Here is a 22795-nt window from a genome sequence, read left to right on the forward strand (position 1 = left end):
GCACCGGACCCTAAATTGCAGATCACACATGAGCGGTGATACCGGTCACAGACCGCGCTGGTGGCCGGGGTACGGAGGACAAAACGGCACGTCCGCGGTGGGGTCCCGGTGGCCCCGGTCCTGCGGCGGGACCGGGGCGCCGGTGTCACCGGCCGGCGTCCGGCACCGGCAGCGGCCGCTTCTCGATCGCCGCCGCCATGACCTCGGGAAAGAGGTCCGGGGTGCAGGCGAAGGCTGGTGCGCCGAGCTCCGCCAGCGCGGCAGCGTGCGCCCGGTCGTAGGAGGGAGCGCCCTCGTCGGAGAGCGCGAGCAGGGTCACGAACCGCACGCCGGACGCCGTCATCGCGGCGGCCCGTCCGACCATCTCGTCGCGGATCCCACCCTCGTGGAGATCGCTGATGAGGACGACGACGGTGTCCGCCGGACGGGTGATTCTCGACTGGCAGTAGGCGAGCGCGCGGTTGATGTCCGTCCCGCCGCCGAGCTGGGTGCCGAACAGGACGTCGACCGGATCGTCGAGCTGGTCGGTGAGATCGACGACGGCCGTGTCGAACACGACGAGCCGCGTCGACACGGTCCGCATCGAGGCGAGCACCGCGCCGAAGACCGCGGCGTGGACGACGGAGGCGGCCATGGACGCCGACTGGTCGACACAGAGGATGACCTCCTTCCTCACCGACCGGTCCGCCCGCCCGTACCCGACGAGGCGCTCGGGCACCACCGTGCCGGAACCCTCCCCGCCGGGCCGGGGCACGTGGTGCTTGAGGTTGGCCCGGATCGTGCGGTCCCAGTCGATGTCCCGGTGACGCGGCCGGCGGGACCTGGCCGAGCGGTCCAGCGCGCCGGTGAGCGTCGCCCTCGTGCGCGTGGCCAGCCTCCGCTCCAGATCCTCGACGACCGTGCGCACGACGGCCCGGGCCGTCTCCCTCGTGGTCTCCGGCATGGCCTTGCCGAGCGAGAGCAGGGTGCCGACCATGTGCACGTCGGGCTCGACGGCCTTCAGCATCTCCGGTTCCAGCAGCAGGGCGACGAGGCCGAGACGCTCGATCGCGTCGCGCTGCATGACCTGGACGACGGAGCTCGGGAAGTACGTGCGGATGTCGCCGAGCCAGCGGGCCATGGCCGGGGCGGAAGCCCCGAGCCCCGCGGAACGCTCGGCTCCGCCCCGGCCTCCCGGCGGCCTCCCGTCGTACAGCGCGGTCAGCGCTCCGTCCATGGCTGCGTCACGTCCGGTGAGCTCACAGCCCGTGCGCTCGCCGCCGTCCGCTCCGAGCACCATGCGCCAGCGCCGCAGCCGCTCGTCGGCGGATGTCCCGTCCATCGTGTTCTGCCCTTCCCCGGGGTCCACGCGGTCCTCACTCATCCGGTCGCCCCCGCGCACGCCGGCCCGTCCGTACCGAGCAGCAACCGGAGCACCGGGACCACCGCGTCCGCGCGCTCCTCGTCGAGTGCCTCCCCGAAGCCGGGCGCGGCGGGCACGCCCTCGTCGCGCGGGGTCCCGGGGCCGCGGCGCACGAGCTCGCCGAGGGTGCGCCGCACTCCGGGCTCGTACGCCGAGAACGTGCGGCGCAGCAGGGGCAGGACGTCGGTGAACGTGTCGGCCGGTACGCCCGTGAGCCAGGTGTCGACGAGCCCGAGGAGCCGCTCGTCGTGGACGAGCAGCAGGCCGCCGCCCGCCGCCCCGCCCACGAAGCCGTCGATCCAGGCCGCAGCACGGGCGGGCGGTGTGCCGGGCGAGAGGGCCAGCCCCATGAGCCGCGCGGCCTCGCTCCCGGAGAGCCGCCCGTCGTCCAGCAGCAGCCGTGCGGCGCGGCCCCGGATCACGCCGGCGACCGCGTCCCCGCCGGTGAGCCTGCGCAGGACGGTGGCCCACCGCTCGGGCAGCCCGTCCGCCTGTACGGCGCCGGCGAGCAGGGCGATCGCGCCGTGCACGGCGTCCATCCGACGGCGCGCCTCGGCGGCGGCGTCCTCGTCGAGGCCGGTGCAGGCGTACGGCAGGCCCACACAGACACGCTCGGCGAGGCCGGCGGCCACCTCGGCGAGGGCGGAGGTGTCGGTGGCCCGCACGTCCCCGTACCGCAGGGAGCGGGCCAGGGCGGGCAGCGCGTCGGCGAGGTGGCCGACGTCCGTGTCGAGGGCCGCCCGGTCGGCGAGGGCCCTCATCACGACGGGCAGCGCCTCGGGCAGACCGGCCAGGAGGCACTGCTCGGCGAGGGCCGTGACCCGGGCGAGCGAGGACGCCGCCAAGGCTTCGGACTCGGCCCTGGCGGTCGCGGCCTCCACCACGGTGGTGCCCCACACCCCGGCTTCGGCGGTCCGGACGAACAGCTCGGGTTCCCAGCGCAGCCGCCAGCTCTCCCGGAACGTACCCGTGCTGCCCCGGCCGGCGGCGGGTTCGCCCCACTCCACTCCGAGGAGCCGCAGCCGGTGCAGCAGCCTGCTGCGGGCCGCGTCGGTCTCCTTGCGCAGGTCGAGCTCCAGCTCGCGCTTCTCCGCCTCCGGTCTCAGCCGCAGGGTGCGCTGCTGCTTGTCCAGGTCGCGCTGGAGGGGCACGGCGGGGGCGGTCTCCGGGACCTCGCCGAGGATCTCGCCGACGACGAGCCGGTCCCGCACGAGGGCGAGCGGCACGTCGGAGCCCCCGCACATGACGGCCCGGACCGCGTCGGTGGCCTCGTCCAGGCCGACGGCCGGGCGGCCCCGCAGGGCGGCCAGCGTCGCGGCGAGCCGGACGGCTTCGATGACATCCGACGAGGAGACCGCCATGTCCGCGTCGCGCAGCAGCCCGGCGGTCTTCGTCATCCAGCGCTCGACGGGCCGGTCGGGGGCGCCGAACAGGTGCCCGTACCAGCCGGGCGACTCGATCCCCGCGCCGTACCCGCTGTACCGGGCCAGCCGGCGGTGGGTCCAGGGCACCCAGGTCAGCTCCGCCCTGACCTTGGGCATCCCCTTGAGGAGGGCCCGGTCCGCGGCGACCGTCGTACGCGCGGCGAGCGCGGGCACGTGCCACGCGCCGCAGACGACGGCGACGCCGTCGCCGAACTCCCTGCGGGCGGCGCGCAGCTGGAGGCGCATGGAGGCCTCCCGGACGGCGTCCTGCGGATGGCCTCCGTCCCCGTGCGCCTCACGCAGGGCCGTCATCGCCTCGGCGAGCGCGGCGAACGGGGCGCACGGGTCGGCGGGCCCTCCGTCCGCCGCGCGGTGCTCGACGACGTCCTCCCACCAGCGCTCGGGGTCGTCGTAGCCCGCAGTCCCGGCGAGGAGGCCGATCGGGTCGATGCCGCGCCCCTCCCCCTCCCTCTCCGCGGCGTCCTCCTGCCGGTCCGTCAGCGCCAGGGAGTGCGCGACCGGCAGGTCGACGAAGCGGACGGGGACACCGTGGGCGAGGGCCCACCGGATCGCCACCCACTCGGGCGAGAAGTCGGCCATCGGCCAGAACGCGGCGCGCCCCGGGTCGTCCACGGCGTGGGCGAGCAGCGCGACCGGTGGACGCATCCTGCCGTGCGCGGCGAGCGGCAGCAGGGCGTCGCCCTCGGGCGGCCCCTCGACGAGCACCGCGCTCGGCCGTGCGGATTCCAGGGCTGCCAGGACCGCGCGGGCGGAGCCGGGGCCGTGGTGGCGCACCCCCAGCAGCAGCGGGCCGTCCGCAGGGGCGTGCCCCGCGGTGCGCGAGGTCATTCGGCGGCCTCACGGCAGGCGCGGTAGAAGTCCTTCCAGCCGTCCCGCTCGCGGACGACGGTCTCCACGTACTCCTGCCAGACCACCCGGTCGGCTGCCTGGTCGCGGATCACCGCCCCCAGGACGCCCGCCGCCACGTCACCGGGGCGCAGGACCCCGTCGCCGAAGTGCGCGGCGAGCGCGAGGCCCCCGGTGACGACGGAGATGGCCTCGGCCGTGGACAGCGTCCCGGAGGGCGACTTGAGCGTGGTGCGGCCGTCCGTGGTGATGCCGTCGCGCAGTTCACGGAAGACCGTGACGACGCGCCGGATCTCGGCCATGCCGTCGGGCGCCGGCGGCAGGTCGAGCGCGCGTCCGATCTGGGCCACGCGCCGGGACACGATGTCCACCTCGGCCTCGGGTGTCGCGGGCAGCGGCAGCACGACGGTGTTGAACCGGCGGCGCAGGGCGCTGGAGAGCTCGTTGACCCCGCGGTCCCGGTCGTTGGCCGTGGCGACGAGGTTGAACCCCCGGACCGCCTGGACCTCCTGTCCCAGCTCCGGGACGGGGAGCGTCTTCTCCGAAAGGATCGTGATGAGCGCGTCCTGCACGTCCGCGGGGATGCGGGTGAGTTCCTCGACGCGGGCGGTCATGCCCTCGGCCATGGCCCGCATGACGGGGCTCGGCACCAGGGCCGCGCGGCTGGGGCCGTCGGCCAGCAGCCGCGCGTAGTTCCATCCGTAGCGGACGGCTTCCTCGGGGGTGCCGGCCGTGCCCTGGACGAGGAGGGTCGAGTCCCCGCTGACGGCTGCGGCGAGGTGCTCGGACACCCAGGTCTTCGCGGTCCCCGGGACACCGAGGAGCAGCAGGGCCCGGTCCGTGGCGAGCGTGGTCACGGCGACCTCGACGAGGCGGCGCGGCCCCACGTACTTCGGTGTGATCACGGTGCCGTCGGGAAGTGTCCCGCCCAGCAGATAAGTGGAGACGGCCCACGGGGAGAGCTTCCAACGGGCGGGCCTGGGACGGTCGTCGGCGGCGGCGAGCGCCTTGAGCTCGTCGGCGAAGGCGTGCTCGGCATGCGGCCTCAGGACTTCGCCGCCGGCTGCGTCGGTCTGTACGGACACGGTCATGGTTCCCCCTCCGGATCGGTCGGTCCGATGCGGTTTCCACCGTGCACCACGCCACTGACAATCGGCCCCGGCGGCCGCCGGGGCCGATTGTCAGTGGCACCCTCTACCGTCGTTTGCATGGTGCTATCTCACGGGGGAGAGGCCGGGCGCCCCAAGGGCCCGGTGGAGCGTCGGACGGCGGACCGGGTGGCGTCACCCGGCCCGGACGAGGTGTCGGACACGGCGGATCAGGTGCGGGAGACCGTTCCTGACGAGACGTCACGCACGGCGGGCGGACCGCCCCCGGACTCCGCGGGCCGGGCCGCGGCGGCCCGCCGCGCCGCCCGCAGGGCCGAGCGCGTCACGGGTGGCGCGCAGGAGCTGGAGCAGCGTCTCGCCGATCTGCTCCGCGGCGGACTCGCCGCGACGGACCGGCCCGGGTACGGGCTGTGGGAGGAGACCGCGGCCCGCATGGTCGACGCCCAGGCACCCGGACTCGCGCACCGGGTCCGCGAGTTGGGGTCCGTGGCCGCGTCGGGGCCCGGCTGGCCGGTACGGCTGCTCGAGGAGTGCGCGCTCCTGCATCTGCTGGACGCGGCCTGGCTGAGGCTCGACGGGCTTCCCGGCCCCCTGGCGGCGACGGTCCGTTCGAGAGTGGGGCTGACGGCCTCCGCGGAGGGCCCCGCCGTCCGCGACCGCTGGGCGGTCCTCGCGCAGTACGACACACCGGACGGCAGGATCACGGCCCGCCGCATCTGGCTGCACGGCGAGGAGTCGGGACGCACGGCGCTCCTGCTGTCCTACGGTGCGCCCGGGCGCACCCCCGCGTGGACGCTTCCGGTGGGCACGGTGATCGACGCCGAGGTGACGCCGTATCCGGGCGGCGGCGGACTGCGGGCGGAGCTGGGACAGCGGTTCGGCGATCCCGTCGCCACGGCTGCCCCGCCACGGGGCGGCACGACGGCCGATGCCGTCGGCGCGTACGGGCGTGCCCTGCGGGACGACCCCTGGCTGGACGGCTGGCCGGCCACCCTGCGCGATGTCATACCCGCGCCGTCCGGGGACGGCTGGCAACTGATCGGCGCGGAGGACGGATCCGCCCTGCCGATCGCACCCCCGGCGGTGTCCAGGCCGGGTTGGTGGAAGCTCGTCGCCCTCTCCGGCGGCGCCCCCGTGACGGTGTTCGGGGAGTGCGGACACCGCGGCTTCGACCCGCTCGCGGCCTGGTGCGCGGAGTCCTCGGACGGCCTCGACGCGGGAGCGGCCGTGGCGCTCGCCTGACGCGGGCACCGCAACGACCCGTCCCCCACCTCCCCTCCACCCGGATCTCCCTCTCCGCAAGCTGAGCCCCGCCACCCACCACGTCCTCCCGATCCGTCCCGTCCCCGACCCTCCTACGGTCCCGATCCACCCCGTTCCGACCCACCACCCCGTTCCCGACCCCTCCCGCGGTCCCGATCCACCCGCGCTCCCCGGCCCATCGCATTCCCGACCCACCGCATCCCCGACCCCACCGCACCCCTGATCCACCGCATTCCTCGAACCGCGACCGCTGGACCACAGGAAGGGATCCGATGCCCACCACCGCCACGACGACCGGCGTGCCCGTGGACGCCCCGTGGGAGGACCTCGTCACCTCGGCTCTGCTCGGCACCGACCGGCGCCCCCTCCGGGCCGAGGACGGGGCCGCGCTCGGACCGGCGGCGCTGCTCGAAGCGGCGGCCGTCCATACCGTGCGGCGCCGGGCGGGCCTTCGTCCTGCCACCGGGACCACCCCACCGGAGCCGGCACCCGCCGACCTCCGCCCGCCGCTGCCCGGCGCCGCGCGCCGCCGGCTCGCCCAGCTGCTCGCCGACCGTTCGGCCCCGCCCGGCGGGGGACGCCGGGGCACGGCCCCCGATCTCACCGAGCTCATCCCCCAGTGGCTGGCCTCCGCCGGTGCGCGGGGCTACCGGGCACCGGCGGACCTGCTGCCCGCCCTGCTGGACGCGGCGCGGGCGCGCACGGATCTGCGTCCGCACGTCCTCGCCTTCGCCGGGCCGCGCGGAATCTGGCTGGCCGGGCTGAATCCGGAGTGGAGGTTCGCGCTGCGCGCCCACGCACGCGGAGCACGACGGCCGGACACGGGCGACCCGGAAGCGGTGCGCCGGCTCTGGGAGGAGGGCCTCTTCGCCGAACGGGTCGCCCTGCTCGGGGCGTTGCGGGAGCGGGATGCCTCGGCGGCCCGGTCCCTGCTCGCCACCACGTGGGCCGCGGAGCGTGCGGAGGACCGGCTGATGTTCCTCGACTCCCTGCGCTCCGGCCTCTCCGGTGAGGACGAGGCCTTCCTGGAGGACGCCCTGTCGGACCGCAGCCGCAATGTGCGCGCCACGGCCGCCGAACTGCTGTCGGCACTGCCCGGTTCGGCACTCGCGCTCCGGATGGCCGACCGCGCCACGTCCTGCGTGAACCCCGACCGTACGGGCGGCGCCGTCTCCATAGCCGTGGAAGCACCGCACGAGTGCGACGCGGCGATGCAGCGGGACGGTGTGACTCCCGCACCTCCCTCCGGACGAGGCGAACGGTCGTGGTGGCTGGGCCAGTTGGTGGAGGCGACCCCGCTGGGTGTCTGGCGGGACGGATTCGACGGCCGGACCGCCCACGAGCTCGTCACGCTGCCCGTCGCCGACGGCTGGGCAGCTGAGCTGCACGCCGCCTGGTGCCGCGCCGCGGTGCGGCAGCAGGATCCCGAGTGGGCGCGGGCGCTGCTCGGCACCCCCGCGACACCGCCGGCGAACGGCCCGGGGACGGCATCGCTGGCGGAGCGGTCCAAGCTCCTCGCCATCCTGCCGCCGGCCGAACGGGCGCTCTGGGTCGCCGGTTTCATAGCCGCACACGGCTTGTCCGAGGCCTTCCAGCTGCTGGGTGTCTGCTCCGTGCCCTGGGACGGACCGCTCGGCCGGGCGGTGGTCGACGCGCTGGACATCGCCCGGGACGCGGGGAGTTACCCCTGGAGCTTCAGCGGAGTGATGGGCCTCGCCGAGCGCTGTCTGAACCCTGCCGAGGCGGACCGGCTCGCGGTGCTGACCACCACGCCCGACGAACCCGAGGGCGCTTCACCGGGCGCGGGGGGCTACTGGTCGGAGGCGTTCCAGCGCCTCGTCTCCACCCTGCGGCTGCGCGCCGCCATGGATGCGGAACTGCTGGCCGAGGACGGCACGCGGTGACCGGCACGGCCGCTCAGGCACCGCCCCCGCGCACCGCACCCGGGACCGGCCCGGCGGGTTCGGGCCTCCGCAGGCCGGCCCGGCAGGTTCAGGCCTCCGCAGGCTGGCGGACGTGGGCGTTGACCCAGTCGACGATCGAGGCCGTCGTGGCGCCCGGGGTGAAGATCTCGGCGACGCCCTGCTCCTTGAGCGGAGCGATGTCCGCCTCGGGGATGATGCCGCCGCCGAACACCTTGATGTCCTCCGCCTCGCGCTCCCTGAGCAGCTCGATGACCTTGGCGAAGAGCGTGTTGTGGGCGCCGGAGAGGATGGAGAGGCCGATGGCGTCGGCGTCCTCCTGGATCGCCGTGTCCACGATCTGCTCGGGGGTCTGGTGGAGCCCCGTGTAGATGACCTCCATGCCCGCGTCCCGCAGCGCCCGCGCGATCACCTTCGCCCCGCGGTCATGGCCGTCGAGGCCCGGCTTGGCCACCACCACACGGATCGGACCGGTCACACCCATCAATGCCTCCACATGCGTCTCCCGTGCCCGGAGGGCCGGTGATGTGAACGAACGTTATCCACAGCATCCCGCACCTCGTCGTTTCGCGGTGGACCGGGAGGGGGAAATCACACATGGGACATGTTCGCCGGCGTCGTTCCCGGCACCGTGCGGCCCACCGGCCGCGCGGGGAGCGTCGCCAGGGGAGCCGCAACGAGGTCGTCGTACCACCGTGCCGCCAGCCGCACGGCACGGTGGTACGACCCCCGGCCGCATCAGGGCCGCCGGTCACCTCCGCAGCGTCTCCCGTGAGGGCGTACGGGGCAGGGAGCCGCCTCCCCGCGTGCCAGTGCAGGAGGTCGGCCATGAAGGTCCTGTCCTTCCTACCCCTACTGCTGCGCAGGCCGTGTCTGCGCCCCGCCTGGTTGTCGTCGACGCTGATCAGAGCCACCGCGCTGGAGCTGGTGATCCTCGCCGGACACGTGCTGATCTACCCGTCGGGCCTGACCCCGGAGCGCAGGGCGCCGGCGTCCCCGCCCGCACCCGGCACCGGTACCGGCACCGGGCCCGAGGAAGACGTCCGCGCGACACCGGACACCGGCACCGCCCCGCACGCACACCCGGCCCCGCCCCCGGACTCCGACGGAATCACCCGTTCGGCGGATGCCACGGTGCTGCCCACCGCGGCCGGCGACCGGCCGCCCGTCGTCCTCCTGCACGGGTTCATCGACAACCGCTCGGTCTTCGTCCTGCTCCGCCGCTCCCTGGCCCGGCACGGCTGGCACCATCTCGAGTCGCTCAACTACTCACCCCTGACCTGCGACATCCGCACCGCGGCCGAGCTGCTGGAACGCCATGTGGAGGAGATCTGCGCCCGCACCGGGCATCGCGAGATCGACATCGTCGGGCACAGTCTCGGCGGGCTCATCGCGCGGTACTACGTGCAGCGGCTCGGCGGGGACCGCCGGGTGCGCACGCTCGTCACTCTCGGTACGCCGCACGGCGGCACGGCGGCCGCCCCCCTCGCGGGTGCCCACCCCATCGTCCGCCAGATGCGCGGCGGCTCCGATCTGATCGAGGAGCTGCGCCGCCCTGCTCCGGGCTGCCGGACGCGGTTCGTCAGTTTCTGGAGCGAGCTGGACCGGGTGATGCTTCCTGTCGAGACGGCCTGTATCGACCACCCGGACCTCGACGCGCTGAACGTGCGTGTCACCGGTATCGGCCACCTGGCCCTTCCGGTGCACCCCGCGGTGGCGTCCGCGATCCGTCAGGCGCTCGAGTCCGACGGCGCGGTGGCCGGCACTCCGGGAGCCGCCCCGGGAGCCGCCCCTGGTGCCGCCTCGGTCGCCTGATCTCCGCCGGCTGAACGACCGCACGGCGCACGTCGAATAGAACGAATTTCGAACATAGAGCCAAGCATGTACGCCCGGTCCGCCGAAAGGCGGCCGATTGCCCGTTTCCTTCGGTGCCGGAGGCCTCCGAAGATTGTCGTCCCCTCCTACCGCCGGGTACAGTCGCGGCCACCACTCACCCCGGGATCCCCCCCACCGGACCCCGGAACAGGTCCTGCTGCCGAGGCGAGAGAGAAGTTGGTGAACGACCAGCACCCCCACGCCGGGTATGCCGGATACGACGGCCAGTCCACCGGCAGCTTCGACACCGATCCACTCTTCGGAAGTCTGCCCGGTCAGCACGACACCACGCACGAGGTCACGTACGGCGAGGGCTACGCCCCGGCGTACGACAGTGGTTACGGCGGCTACGACACGAACCAGTGGGACACCGGAGCGCATCAACAGGCGGCCCCGTACGACGCCTACGGCGTCCAGGGGCAACCGCAGGCGCCCCAGGGCTACGACACCACCGCCACCTGGATGCCCGAGGCCGGAATCCCGCCCCAGGCCGGAATCCCTGACGCGACGGGCCAGTGGGACACCACAGGCTGGAACCAGACCGGGCAGGACACGCAGTGGGCGGCGGGCGACACCGGCGCCTTCCCCACCACCACGTTCGACACCACGGCCTACACGACCGGCACCTATACCGCCCCCGTCTTCGACACCGCGGGGTACGAGAGCTACGCGGCCGCCGACACCGGCGCCTACGACGCCACCGCCTGGAACACCGGCGCCACGCCCGAGAGCCCCGCGTACGCATCCGAACAGACGTCGTATCCCTCGTACGAACACGAGTCGGCCGCCTACGAGCCGTACGAGACAGCCCAGTTCGCCGCGCACGACGGCATCGGCTCCCACGACCTGCACGAATCCACCGGCCTCCTCGACCACCCCGAGGACGCCGGCGCCGAAGCCGGAACGACGCGGACGGACGCGCACACCGGCGCCGACGCCTACACCGACGCGTACGGCGACGGCCCCGGGGCCGGCAGCCACACCGACAGCCACGGGACCGACGGGCCCGAGCCCCTGCCGGACCTCGTCGACGTGACCGCGGAGACCGCGTCCGTGACGGCCGCCGCGCACCCCGTGAGCCGGTCCGCCGCCCCGCGCGGCGGGGGCAGGGGCCGGCGCCGCACCCCCGCGAAGCGTTCCGCCCTCCTCACCGTCGCCGTCCCCTCCGCCTGCGTCATGAGCGTCGCGGGCATCGCCGCAGCCTCGGTGAGCGGGGTGGGCGCCGAGGAGACGAAGGACGAGACCACGTCCATGGCCGCCGCGGAGACGGTCAAGCCGGCGGTGGCCAACAACAAGCTGGACACCCAGCTCGCTGCGCTCAGCGCCGACGCCGAGAACTTCGCCGACCGGGCCAGCCGCACCCAGGAGCGCATCGACCTGAAGGAGCGTCAGGCTGCCGAGAAGAAGAAGCGCGAGGAGGAGGCGGCGCGCCGCGAGGCCCTGCGCCCCAAGTTCGTCCTGCCGGTGAAGCAGCACGGACTCAGCGCCACCTACGGCCAGGCCGGGGTGAACTGGATGTCCGTGCACACGGGCATCGACTTCCCCGTCTCGTACGGCACCCCCGTGATGGCGGCGACGGACGGCACCGTGCGCACCCAGTGGAACAGCGCCTACGGCAACATGGCCATCGTCACCGCGGCCGACGGCACCGAGACGTGGTACTGCCACCTCAGCACCACCAAGATCCGTTCGGGCTCGGTCAAGGCCGGCGACGTCATCGCCTACTCCGGGAACTCCGGCAACTCCACCGGCCCGCACCTCCACTTCGAGGTACGGCCGGGCGGCGGCTCGGCGATCGACCCGATGCCCTGGCTCCGCAGCCACGGGATCAACCCGTACTGATCCCGCGTCCCGAGGCCCGAAGAGCCCCGGCCCCCGATGTCCCGCGCAGGGACGTCGGGGGCCGGGGCTCCTCCGTGCCCGGTGGCCGGATCTAGAGCTTCTCGACCGGGGCGTAGCGCAGGAGCAGCTTCTTTGGACGCTCGTCCCCGAAGTCGACCGTCGCCTTGGCCTGGTCGCCGAAGCCCTCGACCGCCGTCACCGTGCCCAGTCCGAACTGGTCGTGCGTGACGCGGTCCCCCACGACGAGGGTGACCACGGGCTTGTCGGAGGTGCGCCGGGTCGCGAATCCCGACGGCCCGGACTTCGCGCGCGACGAGGACAGCGACGAGGTGATGCCGGACGTCGGACCCGCCGGGGCGGCCATCGGCCCCTTGCGCTTCCACTCCAGGTGCTGGTCCGGGATCTCCTCCAGGAAGCGCGACGGCGGGTTGTACGAGGGCTGGCCCCACGCACTCCGCATCGACGCCCGGGTGAGGTAGAGGCGCTCGCGGGCGCGCGTGATGCCCACGTAGGCGAGCCGGCGCTCCTCCTCCAGCTCCTTCACCTGTCCCAGCGCGCGCATGTGCGGGAAGACGCCGTCCTCCATGCCCGTAAGGAACACGACGGGGAACTCCAGGCCCTTCGCGGTGTGCAGCGTCATCAGCGTGACGACGCCGGAGCCGTCCTCGTCCTCGTCGGGGATCTGGTCGGCGTCGGCGACGAGCGCGACCTTCTCCAGGAACTCGGCGAGGGTGCCCGCACCCTCCTCCTCCGCCCGCTCCTGCTCGAATTCGAGAGCGACGGAGGCGAGCTCCTGGAGGTTCTCGATACGGGTCTCGTCCTGCGGGTCGGTGGACGCCTGGAGCTCGGCGAGATAGCCGGTCCGCTCCATGACGGCCTCCACCACGACCGCCGGGCCCGCGCCGGACTCCACGATCGTGCGGAGCTCCTCCATCAGTGTGTTGAAGCGCTTCACGGCGTTCGCCGACCGGGCCGCCATGCCGTACGCCTCGTCGACACGGCGCAGCGCCTGCGGGAAGGAGATCTTCTCGCGCATGGACAGGGCGTCGATCATCGCCTCGGCCCGGTCCCCGATGCCGCGCTTGGGCACGTTGAGGATGCGCCGCAGCGGGACGGTGTCCTCGGGGTTGGACAGCACCCGGAGGTAGGCCAGGACGTCCCTGACCTCCTTGCGCTCGTAGAAGCGCACTCCGCCGACGACCTTGTAGGGCAGTCCGACGCGGATGAAGATCTCCTCGAAGACACGGGACTGGGCGTTGGTGCGGTAGAAGACGGCGACGTCGCCCGCCTTCGCGTCGCCCGCGTCCGTCAGCCGGTCGATCTCGTCGGCGACGAACTGCGCCTCGTCGTGCTCGGTGTCGGCGACGTAGCCGGTGATCCGGGTGCCGGTGCCCGCGTTGGTCCAGAGGTTCTTGGGGCGGCGGCTCTCGTTGCGCTCGATGACGGCGTTGGCCGCCGAGAGGATCGTCTGCGTGGAGCGGTAGTTCTGCTCCAGCATGATCGTCGTCGCATCCGGATAGTCCTCCTCGAACTGGAGGATGTTGCGGATGGTCGCGCCGCGGAAGGCGTAGATCGACTGGTCCGCGTCACCGACGACGCACAGCTCGCCCGGGGCGTCGGCCTCGCCCGCCGGGCCCACCAGCTCGCGCACGAGGGTGTACTGCGCGTGGTTGGTGTCCTGGTACTCGTCGACCATGACGTGCCGGAAGCGGCGGCGGTAGTGCTCGGCGACGTCGGGGAACGCCTGGAGCAGGTGGACCGTCGTCATGATGATGTCGTCGAAGTCGAGGGCGTTGGCCTCCCGCAGCCGCGCCTGGTAGAGCGCGTAGGCCTGGGCCAGCGTCTTCTCGAAGCCGTCGGCGGCCTGCCCGGCGAAGGTCTCCTCGTCGATCAGCTCGTTCTTCAGGTTCGAGACCTTCGCCGTGAACGACTTCGGCGGGTAGCGCTTCGGGTCGAGGTCCAGATCCCGGCAGACCAGGGCCATCAGCCGCTTGGAGTCGGCGGCGTCGTAGATCGAGAACGACGAGGTGAAGCCGAGGCGCTTCGACTCCCGGCGCAGGATCCGCACGCAGGCGCTGTGGAAGGTCATGACCCACATGGCGTTGGCGCGCGGGCCGACGAGGTCTCCGACGCGCTCCTTCATCTCGCCGGCGGCCTTGTTCGTGAAGGTGATGGCGAGGATCTGCCCCGGGTGCACCCCGCGCTCGGCGAGGAGGTGGGCGATCCGGTGGGTGAGCACCCGAGTCTTGCCGGACCCGGCCCCGGCGACGATGAGCAGCGGGGAGCCGGCGTGCACGACGGCGGCGCGCTGCTCGGTGTTCAGCCCGTCGAGCAGCGCGGCGGAGTCGACCACGGGGCGCGGGGCGCCGTCGCGGTAGTAGGCGTCGCGCGGCGGCGGAGGGGCGTCGAAGACGTCCTCGAAGAGGCCCTCCGGCACCGCTTCGGGTGCGTGCTCCTCGGGGGGCGGCGGGGGGCCGTCCTCCGCTCGCTGGAGGCCGGTCAGGAAACTGTCGTCAAAGAGGCTGCTCATCGCCTCACGAGTCTAGGCGGCCGCACCGACAGCCCGGGCCGCATCGGCGACAAGGACCCCGGACCGTGCGCACAACGCGAGGGCGCGCCCACGGTCCGTGAGCTCCAGGGAGTGGTTCCGGCCACAGGGACCGCCACTCCGAAAAGGTCACGGAAATGTATCGGGCATATCGCACATCAACCTTCACAGGGACGCCACGGGTTGGCTAGCGTGCTCCGACGGGTGCCCCGTACCCCCTTGAGGCGAACCGCGCCGCACGGGTGCCCCCGCCGAATCCGTACTCCCCCGAAGGGAGCCCGGAACCGGGGACCCACACGCAGCACCGGGGTGAATCGGCCCGTCTCCACCGGACCGTAGGGCAGCCTTCCGTTCCGCCCGAACCCGACAGCTAACCCGGTAGGCGGTCCACGGAAGGAGATGCCGGCCTTGGCGTCGCATCGCAAGCCGCGCACACGCATGCGCACCACCACCCCCGCCGTCGGTCTCACGACCGTGGCGCTCGCCTCCGTCACCCTGCTCTCCACGCAGAGCGCGACGGCGGCTCCCGCCGAGCCGAAGCCCGGTATCGAGGAAGTGCAGAAGAAGGTCGACGCCCTCTACCGGCAGGCCGGCACCGCGACGCAGCAGTACAACAAGGCGAGGACCGCCTCGGCCGAGCAGCGCTCCGAGGTCGACGCACTCCTGGAGGCGGCTGCGAAGCGGGCCGACAAGCTCAACGAGACGCGCCGCGAGCTGGGCAACTACGCGGCCGCGCAGTACCGCACCGGCTCGATCGCCCCGACGGCCACGTTCTTCCTCGCGGACGACCCCCAGTCGTACTTCGACCAGGACCAGCTGATGGCGCGGATGACCAGCCGCCAGCAGAAGTCGGTGGCCGACTTCCGTACGCAGCAGAAGGAAGCGGCGGAGAAGCGCGTCGAGGCGACGAAGAGCCTGGAGAAGCTCACCGAGTCGCAGGCCGCGCTGCGCACCAGCAAGCAGCAGGTGCAGACGAAGCTCACCGAGGCGCGCACCCTGCTGTCGAAGCTCACCGCCGAGGAGAAGGCGCGGCTCGCGGAGCTGGAGCGCAAGAAGGAGGCCGAGGCCCGGCGCAAGGCCGAGGAGCTCGCCAGGCAGCAGGCCGCCGCCGCGAAGGAGAAGGCGGAGCAGGCCGACGCGGACGAGGCGGCGCAGGGGGGCACCGGGACGGGAGGCACGGGCTCCGGCAGCGGGTACGCCTCGAAGGCGGAGCAGGTCCTGTCCTTCGCCCGCGCCCAGATCGGCAAGCCGTACGTGTGGGGGGCGACGGGCCCGTCGTCGTACGACTGCTCGGGGCTGACCCAGGCGGCCTGGAAGGCCGCCGGTGTCGATCTCCCGCGCACCACCTGGGACCAGGTCGAGGTCGGCACCCGGGTGGCCACGGCGGACCTGCAGCCGGGGGACCTTGTCTTCTTCTACGACGACATCAGCCACGTCGGCATCTACAAGGGCGACGGCATGATGATCCACGCGCCGAAGCCGGGCGCGAACGTCCGCGAGGAGTCGATCTACTACATGCCGATCTACGGCAGCGTGCGCCCGGCCTGACGCGCGCCCGCAGCGGACACCGAGGACGTACCGGCGGGGCCGGTCCGGGGGCGACCCCCGGACCGGCCCCGTTCCGCTCAGGTCCAGAGGGTGGCGATGAAGATGTTGGCGACCGTCAGTCCGCCGACCGCGGCGAAGGCGCCCTTGCCCGCCTTCTCGTCGTCCCGCTTCACATAGACGAGGGCGAGGATCACGACCAGGACCAGCAGTTTCACGCCGATCTTGACGTTGTTCACGCTCTGGTCGTCGGCCTGGTTCAGCCCGACCAGGGCGATGCCCGTGACGAGCATGGTGAGCGCGCCGTGCAGCATGGCCGGGACGAAGCGGGCCGTACCCGCCCCCATGGCCTTCATCTGGGTCAGGAAACCACCCAGCAGGGAGGCGATCCCGATGATGTGCAGGGCCACGAAGACATTGATGAGTACGTCCATGGCCGCAGCCTAACTGCGGCCATATCACCACTCTTCGGCAAGGTACGACTTACCGATGAGTTCACTTCATGCTTGCGCGAATTGCCTGACTCCGGTTGATTTTTCCGGTCATCCGACGGAAGCGAAACAGCACATGCAGGCAATACCTGTCATTACGCCTCTTCCCTGTGCCCCGGGTTTAGCGTCCCTCCCAGGTGACCGGCTCCGCATCACCGCCTCCGTACCGGGCGGCGTGCCGGTCGCCCCGCCAGGAATCCGGCGGCGGGCCGCTCCCCCCTGTGGTGGCCCGCCGCCGGACCCCGGCGGGCCCGCCGGTATCCCCGGCGGGCAGTCGAACGGAAGGACGCACCACCCCCGTGCCCGCCCATCGAGAAGCCGCTCACCGCAAGCCCAAGCAGCGCCTGTTCACCGGGCCTGCTGCCCGCACCGCAGCGACCCTCGCCCTCGCCGGGGCAGCCACGGCGACCGCTCTCGAAGGTGCCGCCCAGGCGGACCCCCGGCCCACCGCGGCCGAGGTGAAGGCCCAGGTCGACCGGCTGTACCACGACGCCGAGGTCGCCACCGAGAAGTACAACGGCGCGAAGGAGCAGACCGCCGCCTCCGAGAAGGCGCTGGACACCCTGCGCGACGAGGCCGCCCGCAGGACCGAGCGCCTCAACACCGCACGCGACGCCCTCGGCGCGTACGCCACCGCCCAGTACCGCAGCGCCGGCCTCGACCCCGCCGTACGGCTGGCCCTCTCCTCGGACCCCGACCAGTATCTGGAGCGCGCCTCCTACGAGGCCCGGGCGGGCGACCGCCAGGCGGGTGCGATCAACGGGGTACGGCGGCAGATCGGGGACATCGCCCAACTGCGTGCCAGGGCCGAGGACGAGCTCGCGGTGCTCGCCTCCCGCCGGGCCGCCCTGCAGAAGCACAAGGACGAGGTCCGCTCCAAGCTCGCCAACGCCCGCAAGCTCCTGGCCACACTCACCGCCGAACAGCGCGCCGGTTACGAGCGCTCGGCCGACGCCGCGCACGGCGGCAGCGCCACCCGTGCCGACCGGAGCGCCCCCCGCGGCTCCGTCGCCGCCCCCAACGCCCGCGCGGCGCAGGCCGTCGACTTCGCGTACGGGGCGCTCGGCAAGCCGTACGTCTGGGGAGCCACCGGGCCCTCGTCCTTCGACTGCTCCGGCCTCACCCAGGCCGCCTGGCGCGCGGCAGGAATCTCCCTGCCCCGCACGACGTACACCCAGATCAACGCGGGCCAGCGCGTCTCACGCTCCGAACTCGCCCCGGGCGACCTGGTGTTCTTCTACCCCGGGGTCACCCACGTCGGGCTCTACATCGGCGGCGGCCGGATGATCCACGCCCCGCGCCCCGGAGCCCCTGTCCGGATCGCGCCGATCAGCGAAATGCCCTTCGCGGGAGCCACCCGCGTCGCATAGGCTCCCGGCCTCATGGACACAGCCATCCAGAAATACGTGCGTACGCTCACGCTCAGTTCCCCGGACCACTACCGGGTGGGACCGTTCACGGTGCGCCACAATCCGGGCTGGGAGCTGAAGTTCGCCAACTACGCCATCCCCGACCAGGACGCCGAACCCACGGAGCGGGACATCGCCGACCTGGTCGAGGCGTTCCGCTCGCGCGAACGGCTGCCCAGACTGGAGTTCCTGCCCTCCTGGGCACCCGCCGTCGAACCCGCCCTGCTGGCGGCGGGGTTCACGGTGGAGCTCCGCGCCCCGGTCATGGCCTGCACCGCGGACGACCTCCTCGCGCCGAAGCCGGTCGACGGCCTCCGCATCACCGAGCCCGTCACCGACGCCGAGTTCGCCTCGGCGGCCGCCGTCCAGCACACGGGTTTCGGCGGCGAGGGCGGGCCGGACGAGGGAGAGATCGCCTGGCTGCGGGGAGCGACGGCCGGAGGCGGCGTCTCGGCCCTGGCCACCGTGGACGGACGCCCGGCCGGAGCGGGCGGCTGCTCCACCCCGTCCGACGGAATCGGCGAACTGGCGGGCCTGGCCGTCGCCGACGCCTTCCGCCGCCGGGGCGTGGGCGCGGCGCTCTCCGTCTGGCTGACCCGCACCGCCTTCGACCGCGGCTTCGACACCGTCTGGCTGGAGCCGGGCGGCCCCGACGTCGAGCGGATCTACGCGGGCGTCGGCTACCGCAGGACCGGCGAGAAGCTCAACATCTCGCTCGATCCCGCCTGAGGAGGCCTGCGGCTCAGACCAGCCGTCGCGCCGTCGCCCACCGGGTCAGCTCGTGGCGGTTGGAGAGCTGGAGCTTGCGCAGCACGGCCGAGACATGGGACTCGACCGTCTTCACCGAGATGAACAGCTGCTTGGCGATCTCCTTGTACGCGTATCCCCTGGCGATCAGCCGCAGCACCTCGCGCTCGCGCTGTGTCAGCCGGTCCAGGTCCTCGTCGACCGGCGGGGCGTCCGTCGAGGCGAAGGCGTCGAGGACGAACCCGGCCAGCCGCGGCGAGAACACCGCGTCGCCGTCCTGGACGCGGAAGACGGAGTCGACGAGATCGGCACCGGTGATGGTCTTCGTGACATAGCCCCGGGCACCGCCGCGGATGACTCCGATGACGTCCTCGGCGGCGTCCGAGACGGACAGCGCCAGGAAGCGCACCGGGTTCTCGGCCGCGCCCATCATCGGGGCGCAGCGCCGCAGCACCTCGACACCGCCGCCTCCGGGGAGGTGGACGTCGAGGAGCACGACCTCGGGCCGGGTCGCGGTGATCACGGTGACCGCCTGGTCGACGTCGGCGGCCTCACCGACGACCTCGACCCCGGTCTCCTCGGTGCGGCCGATCTCGGCCTGGACCCCGGTGCGGAACATCCGGTGGTCGTCGACGAGCACGACCCGTACCCGGCGCTCCGGGCCCCCGGTCGCTTCGGTGTTCTCGGTCATTCGCTCGCCCTCTCCATCTCCAGCTCGACCTCCGTGCCCCCGCCGGGCACCGAACGCAACCGGGCCGTACCGCCGTTGCGCTGCATCCGGCCGATGATTGATTCTCGTACGCCCATCCTGTCGCCCGGGACGGAATCCAGGTCGAATCCCGGCCCCCTGTCCCGTACGGAGACGAAGACGGTGCGGCCCTCGACCTCCGCGAAGACCTGGACGGCACCGCCCTCGCCACCGTACTTGGCGGCATTGACCATCGCCTCGCGTGCGGCCTGCATCTGCGCCGCGAGCTTCTCGTCGAGCGGGCAGTCGCCGACGACCACGACCTCCAGCGGGACCCCGTGCTTGTCCTCGACCTCGGCGGCGGCGCGCTTGACGGCCTCGGCGAGGCTCGACGGCTCCTCGGCCTCGTCCTTGCCGGTGCCCTCGGGGTTGTACAGCCAGTTGCGCAGCTCGCGTTCCTGGGCGCGGGCGAGCCTGCGGACCTCGCCGCCGTCGTCCGCGTTGCGCTGGATCAGCGTGAGGGTGTGCAGGACGGAGTCGTGGACGTGTGCGGCGACCTCGGCGCGCTCCTGGGCCCGGATGCGCATCAGCCGCTCCTCGGAGAGGTCCTGCGTCATCCGCACGAGATAGGGGCCCGCGAGGAGTGCGATGCCGGTCAGCACGGCGATGGCCGCGGTCAGCGCGGTGCCCAGCTGGGCCGCCGAGCCGCGCACCACCATGAAGGCGGCGAGGCCGAGACCGACGAGCGCGACGCCGGCCAGTCCGCGGGCCAGGTGCAGCACACGGCGGCGGCGGCCGACCTCCATCCACCGGGCGCGCCGGGCGTTGTCGGCCTGCCGCCACACGAGGACGGAGCCTGCTCCGATCAGCAGCGCCGGCCAGACGTAGCGGTCCGCCTTGCTGCCCATGTCGACGTTGCCGACGAAGGTCACGGCGCCGACGAGCAGGGCGACCAGGGCGAAGACCTGTCCCTTGTCGGGCTTGCGCAGTCTGCGACGGCCGTCCGGGGCGGTCTCGAAGAGGGACCGGTTCTCCACCCCGCCGACCCCGCCGACCCCGAGCGGCACGACGATCCAGAACACGGCGTAGAGCAGGGCGCCCAGGCCGTCGGCGAAGAACAGTCCGAGGAAGACGAACCGGACCCACGCGACGGGCAGTCCCAGATGCCCGGCGAGCCCGCGCGCGACACCGCCGAGCATCCGTCCGTCGGCGCTGCGGTACAGCTTGCGCGGCGCCGGCTCCTCCGGGTCCGGGGCGTGGGAGCTCGCGGCTCGGGTCGTGGCTGCTGGCATGCACCGATCGTCACACGTTCCGGCGGGCCGTGGCATCAGGGTCTGCCCGGACTCGACCCTGAGGCCCCGCACGGGCCCGGCCGCCCCGGACCGGCCGGGCCCGTGCGGGGCGGCCGGGGACCCCAGGGGCCTCCGGCACGCAATATCAGGGACGGGCCAGGGTCGTCGCGGGTCCCACACGGGCGTACGGGCCGTCACCATGGAGCCATGACCGTTCCCCAGGACGCCTCCCCCGGCGTCGCTCCGCCCCCCGAACCGGCACCGCGGCTGCGGCGCAGCAAGCGGCAGAAGGTGGTGGCCGGGGTGTGCGGCGGGCTCGGCCGGTACTGCGACGTGGACCCGGTGATCTTCCGGATCGTGCTGGGTGTCCTCGCGGTGACGGGCGGCATCGGCCTGATCTTCTACGGCTTCGCGTGGCTGCTGCTCCCCGTCGACGGGGAGGACGAGAACGAGGCGCGCCGGCTGCTGTCCGGCCGGGTCGAGGGCGCGTCGCTGGTCGCCCTGCTGCTGGCCCTGGTCGGCTGCGGGCTGCTGCTGTCGATGCTGCACAACGGCGGGATGCTCGCCTTCGCCGCGATGCTCTCGCTGACCGTGGTCGGCTTCTCCGTCTGGACGCAGCACCGCGGGACGGAACCGCCCGAGGACGCCCAGGGGCCGGCGGCGCACATCCCGAAGAGCGCGGCGCACACCGCCGGCCACGGGGCGCCCCCCGAGGTGAAGGCGCCGCCCACGACGGGCAGCCCGTCCTGGTGGCGGGATCCGATCGTCAAGGACGGCACGACGGGGCCGTCCGGCACCGGCTATCTGTGGGGCCCCGCGAGCGCGGTGGCCGAGGCGGCGGAGCCCCGCGGGAGAGGAGCGGCACACGCGCCGTCCCGGTCTCCCCGCCGCGCGGCGGGCACCCGGGGGCCGCGTTCGATCAGCGGCCTCGTCCTCCTGACCGCCCTCGTCGCGGGCGGTCTGGGCACGGGGCTGAGCTGGGGGTCGCAGCCGCTGGGGACCAGCCTTCAGATCGGGCTCGCCGCCGCTCTCGGGGTGTTCGGCCTCGGCCTGCTGCTCGCCTCGGTCATCGGCAGGACCGGCTTCGGCACGATCATGCTGGCCATGATCACGGCGGGGCTCCTCGCGGGGGCCTCCGTGGTCCCCCGGGACATCGGCACCGACTGGGTTCGGGAGGAGTGGAGCCCGGCCTCCGTCGCCGCGGTCCGCCCCCTGTACAAGCTGGACCTCGGCGACGCGAGGCTCGACCTGTCCCGGGTCGCCGTCCCGAACGGCGGGACCCTGCGGACCCGCGTCGAGGTCGCCGCCGGCCGGGCGGTCGTCGTCGTCCCGGCCGGGGTGACGGTGAAGGTGGACGCCGAAGCGGGCCTGGGCGACATCCAGTTCCCGTCCGACGTGCGCAAGGACGTGGACATCGCCCCCGACCGGCATACGCGCCGGACCGTCCTTCCCTCCGGCGACGGCCCGTCCGCCGGCACGATCGAGCTGGGCGTGGGCATCGGCATCGGCATCGGACAGCTGGAGGTCACCCGTGATGCGTCATGAGATCCTGCCGGGCCGGGCGGTGGCGGGCCTGGTCATGCTGACCCTGGCGGTCGGCTACGCGGCGGACGCGGCAGGGGCGTGGAACGCACCCTGGACGTTCTTCGTCCCCGTGCTCGCCGGCGGCCTGTGGCTCGCGGCCACGGTGACCTGGGTGAACTACCGGCTGCGCCGGCGGCGGTCGGCGCGCAGGGCGTCCGCCCCGGCCATGTCCCCGTAGAGGCCGGGGCTCGGAACGTCTCCTCGTGGAGACCCGGGCCTCGGAGTGTCTCCTCGTGGGCGCCGCGGCCCCGGATCGTCCAGGCCCGCGGGTGCTCAGATCCTCCCCGGGCGGCGGCTCCCCCTCAGGGCGTCCAGGGACCAGTAGGGCGCGCCCGCCAGCAGCAGCGGCAGCCAGGCCATCAGGTAGACCAGGTCGTTGCCGTAGTAGTACGGCGTGCTCTGCCAGCTGACGGTCAGCCACAGGCTCAGGGAGATCAGGGCGCCACCGAGGGCGGCGAGGCGGGCCCAGAGGCCGGCGAGGGTGCCGAGGCCGACGAGGAGCTCACCGATCGCGATGGCGTAGCCGAAGCCCTCGGGGCTTTTCAGCGCCAGGTCGACGAGGCCGGGGATCGCCGCGCTGTCGCGTACGCCGTGCATCATCTCGCCGATGGATCCGGGGCCGCTCGCCGACAGGAACGCGCTGTCGGTGAGCTTGTCGAGCCCCGCGTAGACGAAGGTGACGCCGAGGAAGATCCGCAGGGGCAGGAGCGCGTGATCCCGCGCCCGGTCCCGCAGACCCCTCGGCTCGTCCAGCCCGTACGAACCGCCCCTGTACCCGCTCATCACT

The 22795-nt window shown here is 73.2% G+C and carries 18 protein-coding genes and 1 riboswitch; of the genes, 9 read left to right on the top strand and 9 right to left on the bottom strand.

Going from position 1 to position 22795, the window contains the following annotated elements; translation table 11 throughout:
* Positions 1–145: 145 nt before the first annotated feature.
* The 3 genes from ACFC51_RS04600 to ACFC51_RS04610 are packed head-to-tail and all read right to left on the bottom strand — an operon-like array spanning position 146 to position 4784.
* The gene (locus tag ACFC51_RS04600) at positions 146–1321 is read right to left on the bottom strand and encodes a VWA domain-containing protein (RefSeq protein WP_376527069.1); all 1176 of its coding nucleotides are present in this window, start codon (positions 1319–1321) and stop codon (positions 146–148) included.
* A 38-nt stretch (positions 1322–1359) separates the two neighbouring features.
* Complete coding sequence (locus ACFC51_RS04605; protein ID WP_376379933.1) at positions 1360–3675, bottom strand: DUF5682 family protein; 2316 nt, start codon at positions 3673–3675, stop codon at positions 1360–1362.
* Positions 3672–4784: an AAA family ATPase gene (locus ACFC51_RS04610; protein ID WP_376379930.1), complete on the bottom strand. Its 1113-nt coding sequence runs from the start codon at positions 4782–4784 to the stop codon at positions 3672–3674. The genes ACFC51_RS04605 and ACFC51_RS04610 overlap by 4 nt, the downstream gene beginning before the upstream one ends.
* Before the next feature lie 117 nt (positions 4785–4901).
* On the opposite strand from ACFC51_RS04610, the gene ACFC51_RS04615 reads away from it, so the two are divergent.
* Positions 4902–6044: a hypothetical protein gene (locus ACFC51_RS04615; protein ID WP_376379927.1), complete on the top strand. Its 1143-nt coding sequence runs from the start codon at positions 4902–4904 to the stop codon at positions 6042–6044.
* A 293-nt stretch (positions 6045–6337) separates the two neighbouring features.
* A complete protein-coding gene (locus ACFC51_RS04620; RefSeq protein ID WP_376379924.1) occupies positions 6338–7969 on the top strand; it encodes a DUF5691 domain-containing protein in 1632 nt (543 codons plus the stop codon).
* An 88-nt stretch (positions 7970–8057) separates the two neighbouring features.
* Here ACFC51_RS04620 and ACFC51_RS04625 read toward each other — a convergent pair whose 3' ends face one another.
* Positions 8058–8471 carry a cobalamin B12-binding domain-containing protein gene (locus ACFC51_RS04625; protein WP_376379921.1) on the bottom strand — a complete coding sequence of 138 codons (414 nt, stop codon included), beginning with the start codon at positions 8469–8471 and terminating at the stop codon, positions 8058–8060.
* 344 nt (positions 8472–8815) lie between these two features.
* Here ACFC51_RS04625 and ACFC51_RS04630 point away from each other — a divergent pair, with 344 nt between their 5' ends.
* Both ACFC51_RS04630 and ACFC51_RS04635 read left to right on the top strand, forming a co-directional pair.
* Positions 8816–9802: an esterase/lipase family protein gene (locus ACFC51_RS04630; RefSeq protein WP_376379918.1), complete on the top strand. Its 987-nt coding sequence runs from the start codon at positions 8816–8818 to the stop codon at positions 9800–9802.
* 240 nt (positions 9803–10042) lie between these two features.
* Positions 10043–11704 carry a M23 family metallopeptidase gene (locus tag ACFC51_RS04635; RefSeq protein WP_376379915.1) on the top strand — a complete coding sequence of 554 codons (1662 nt, stop codon included), beginning with the start codon at positions 10043–10045 and terminating at the stop codon, positions 11702–11704.
* A 91-nt stretch (positions 11705–11795) separates the two neighbouring features.
* On the opposite strand, the gene pcrA is transcribed toward ACFC51_RS04635, so the two are convergent.
* Positions 11796–14234 (bottom strand): DNA helicase PcrA, encoded by a 2439-nt coding sequence (gene pcrA / locus ACFC51_RS04640; protein WP_376379912.1) that lies wholly within the window; start codon positions 14232–14234, stop codon positions 11796–11798.
* A 257-nt stretch (positions 14235–14491) separates the two neighbouring features.
* Positions 14492–14653, top strand: a riboswitch (cyclic di-AMP (ydaO/yuaA leader).
* On the opposite strand from pcrA, the gene ACFC51_RS04645 reads away from it, so the two are divergent.
* On the top strand, positions 14652–15800 hold the full coding sequence (locus ACFC51_RS04645) for an NlpC/P60 family protein (protein WP_376526971.1): 1149 nt from the start codon (positions 14652–14654) through the stop codon (positions 15798–15800). (Overlaps the previous riboswitch by 2 nt.)
* Positions 15801–15877: 77 nt before the next feature.
* Here ACFC51_RS04645 and ACFC51_RS04650 read toward each other — a convergent pair whose 3' ends face one another.
* Positions 15878–16231, bottom strand: coding sequence for a hypothetical protein (locus ACFC51_RS04650; RefSeq protein WP_376380642.1), 354 nt, complete (start codon positions 16229–16231; stop codon positions 15878–15880).
* A 356-nt stretch (positions 16232–16587) separates the two neighbouring features.
* Between ACFC51_RS04650 and ACFC51_RS04655 the strand changes: the two genes are divergently transcribed.
* The gene (locus ACFC51_RS04655; protein WP_376526973.1) at positions 16588–17658 is read left to right on the top strand and encodes an NlpC/P60 family protein; all 1071 of its coding nucleotides are present in this window, start codon (positions 16588–16590) and stop codon (positions 17656–17658) included.
* A gap of 12 nt (positions 17659–17670) precedes the next feature.
* Positions 17671–18426 carry a GNAT family N-acetyltransferase gene (locus ACFC51_RS04660; RefSeq protein ID WP_376380636.1) on the top strand — a complete coding sequence of 252 codons (756 nt, stop codon included), beginning with the start codon at positions 17671–17673 and terminating at the stop codon, positions 18424–18426.
* A 13-nt stretch (positions 18427–18439) separates the two neighbouring features.
* On the opposite strand, the gene ACFC51_RS04665 is transcribed toward ACFC51_RS04660, so the two are convergent.
* Positions 18440–19135: a response regulator transcription factor gene (locus ACFC51_RS04665; protein ID WP_173315165.1), complete on the bottom strand. Its 696-nt coding sequence runs from the start codon at positions 19133–19135 to the stop codon at positions 18440–18442.
* Positions 19132–20424 (bottom strand): PspC domain-containing protein, encoded by a 1293-nt coding sequence (locus tag ACFC51_RS04670; RefSeq protein ID WP_376380633.1) that lies wholly within the window; start codon positions 20422–20424, stop codon positions 19132–19134. Before ACFC51_RS04670 ends, ACFC51_RS04665 begins: the two co-directional genes overlap by 4 nt.
* A gap of 207 nt (positions 20425–20631) precedes the next feature.
* Between ACFC51_RS04670 and ACFC51_RS04675 the strand changes: the two genes are divergently transcribed.
* Positions 20632–21969, top strand: coding sequence for a PspC domain-containing protein (locus ACFC51_RS04675; protein WP_376380630.1), 1338 nt, complete (start codon positions 20632–20634; stop codon positions 21967–21969).
* Complete coding sequence (locus ACFC51_RS04680; protein WP_376380628.1) at positions 21956–22186, top strand: hypothetical protein; 231 nt, start codon at positions 21956–21958, stop codon at positions 22184–22186. The genes ACFC51_RS04675 and ACFC51_RS04680 overlap by 14 nt, the downstream gene beginning before the upstream one ends.
* A gap of 95 nt (positions 22187–22281) precedes the next feature.
* Here ACFC51_RS04680 and ACFC51_RS04685 read toward each other — a convergent pair whose 3' ends face one another.
* A complete protein-coding gene (locus tag ACFC51_RS04685) occupies positions 22282–22791 on the bottom strand; it encodes a DoxX family protein (protein ID WP_376380625.1) in 510 nt (169 codons plus the stop codon).
* Positions 22792–22795 lie beyond the last annotated feature (4 nt).

This window comes from Streptomyces sp. NPDC055962, assembly GCF_042270185.1.
GTDB lineage: Bacteria > Actinomycetota > Actinomycetes > Streptomycetales > Streptomycetaceae > Streptomyces.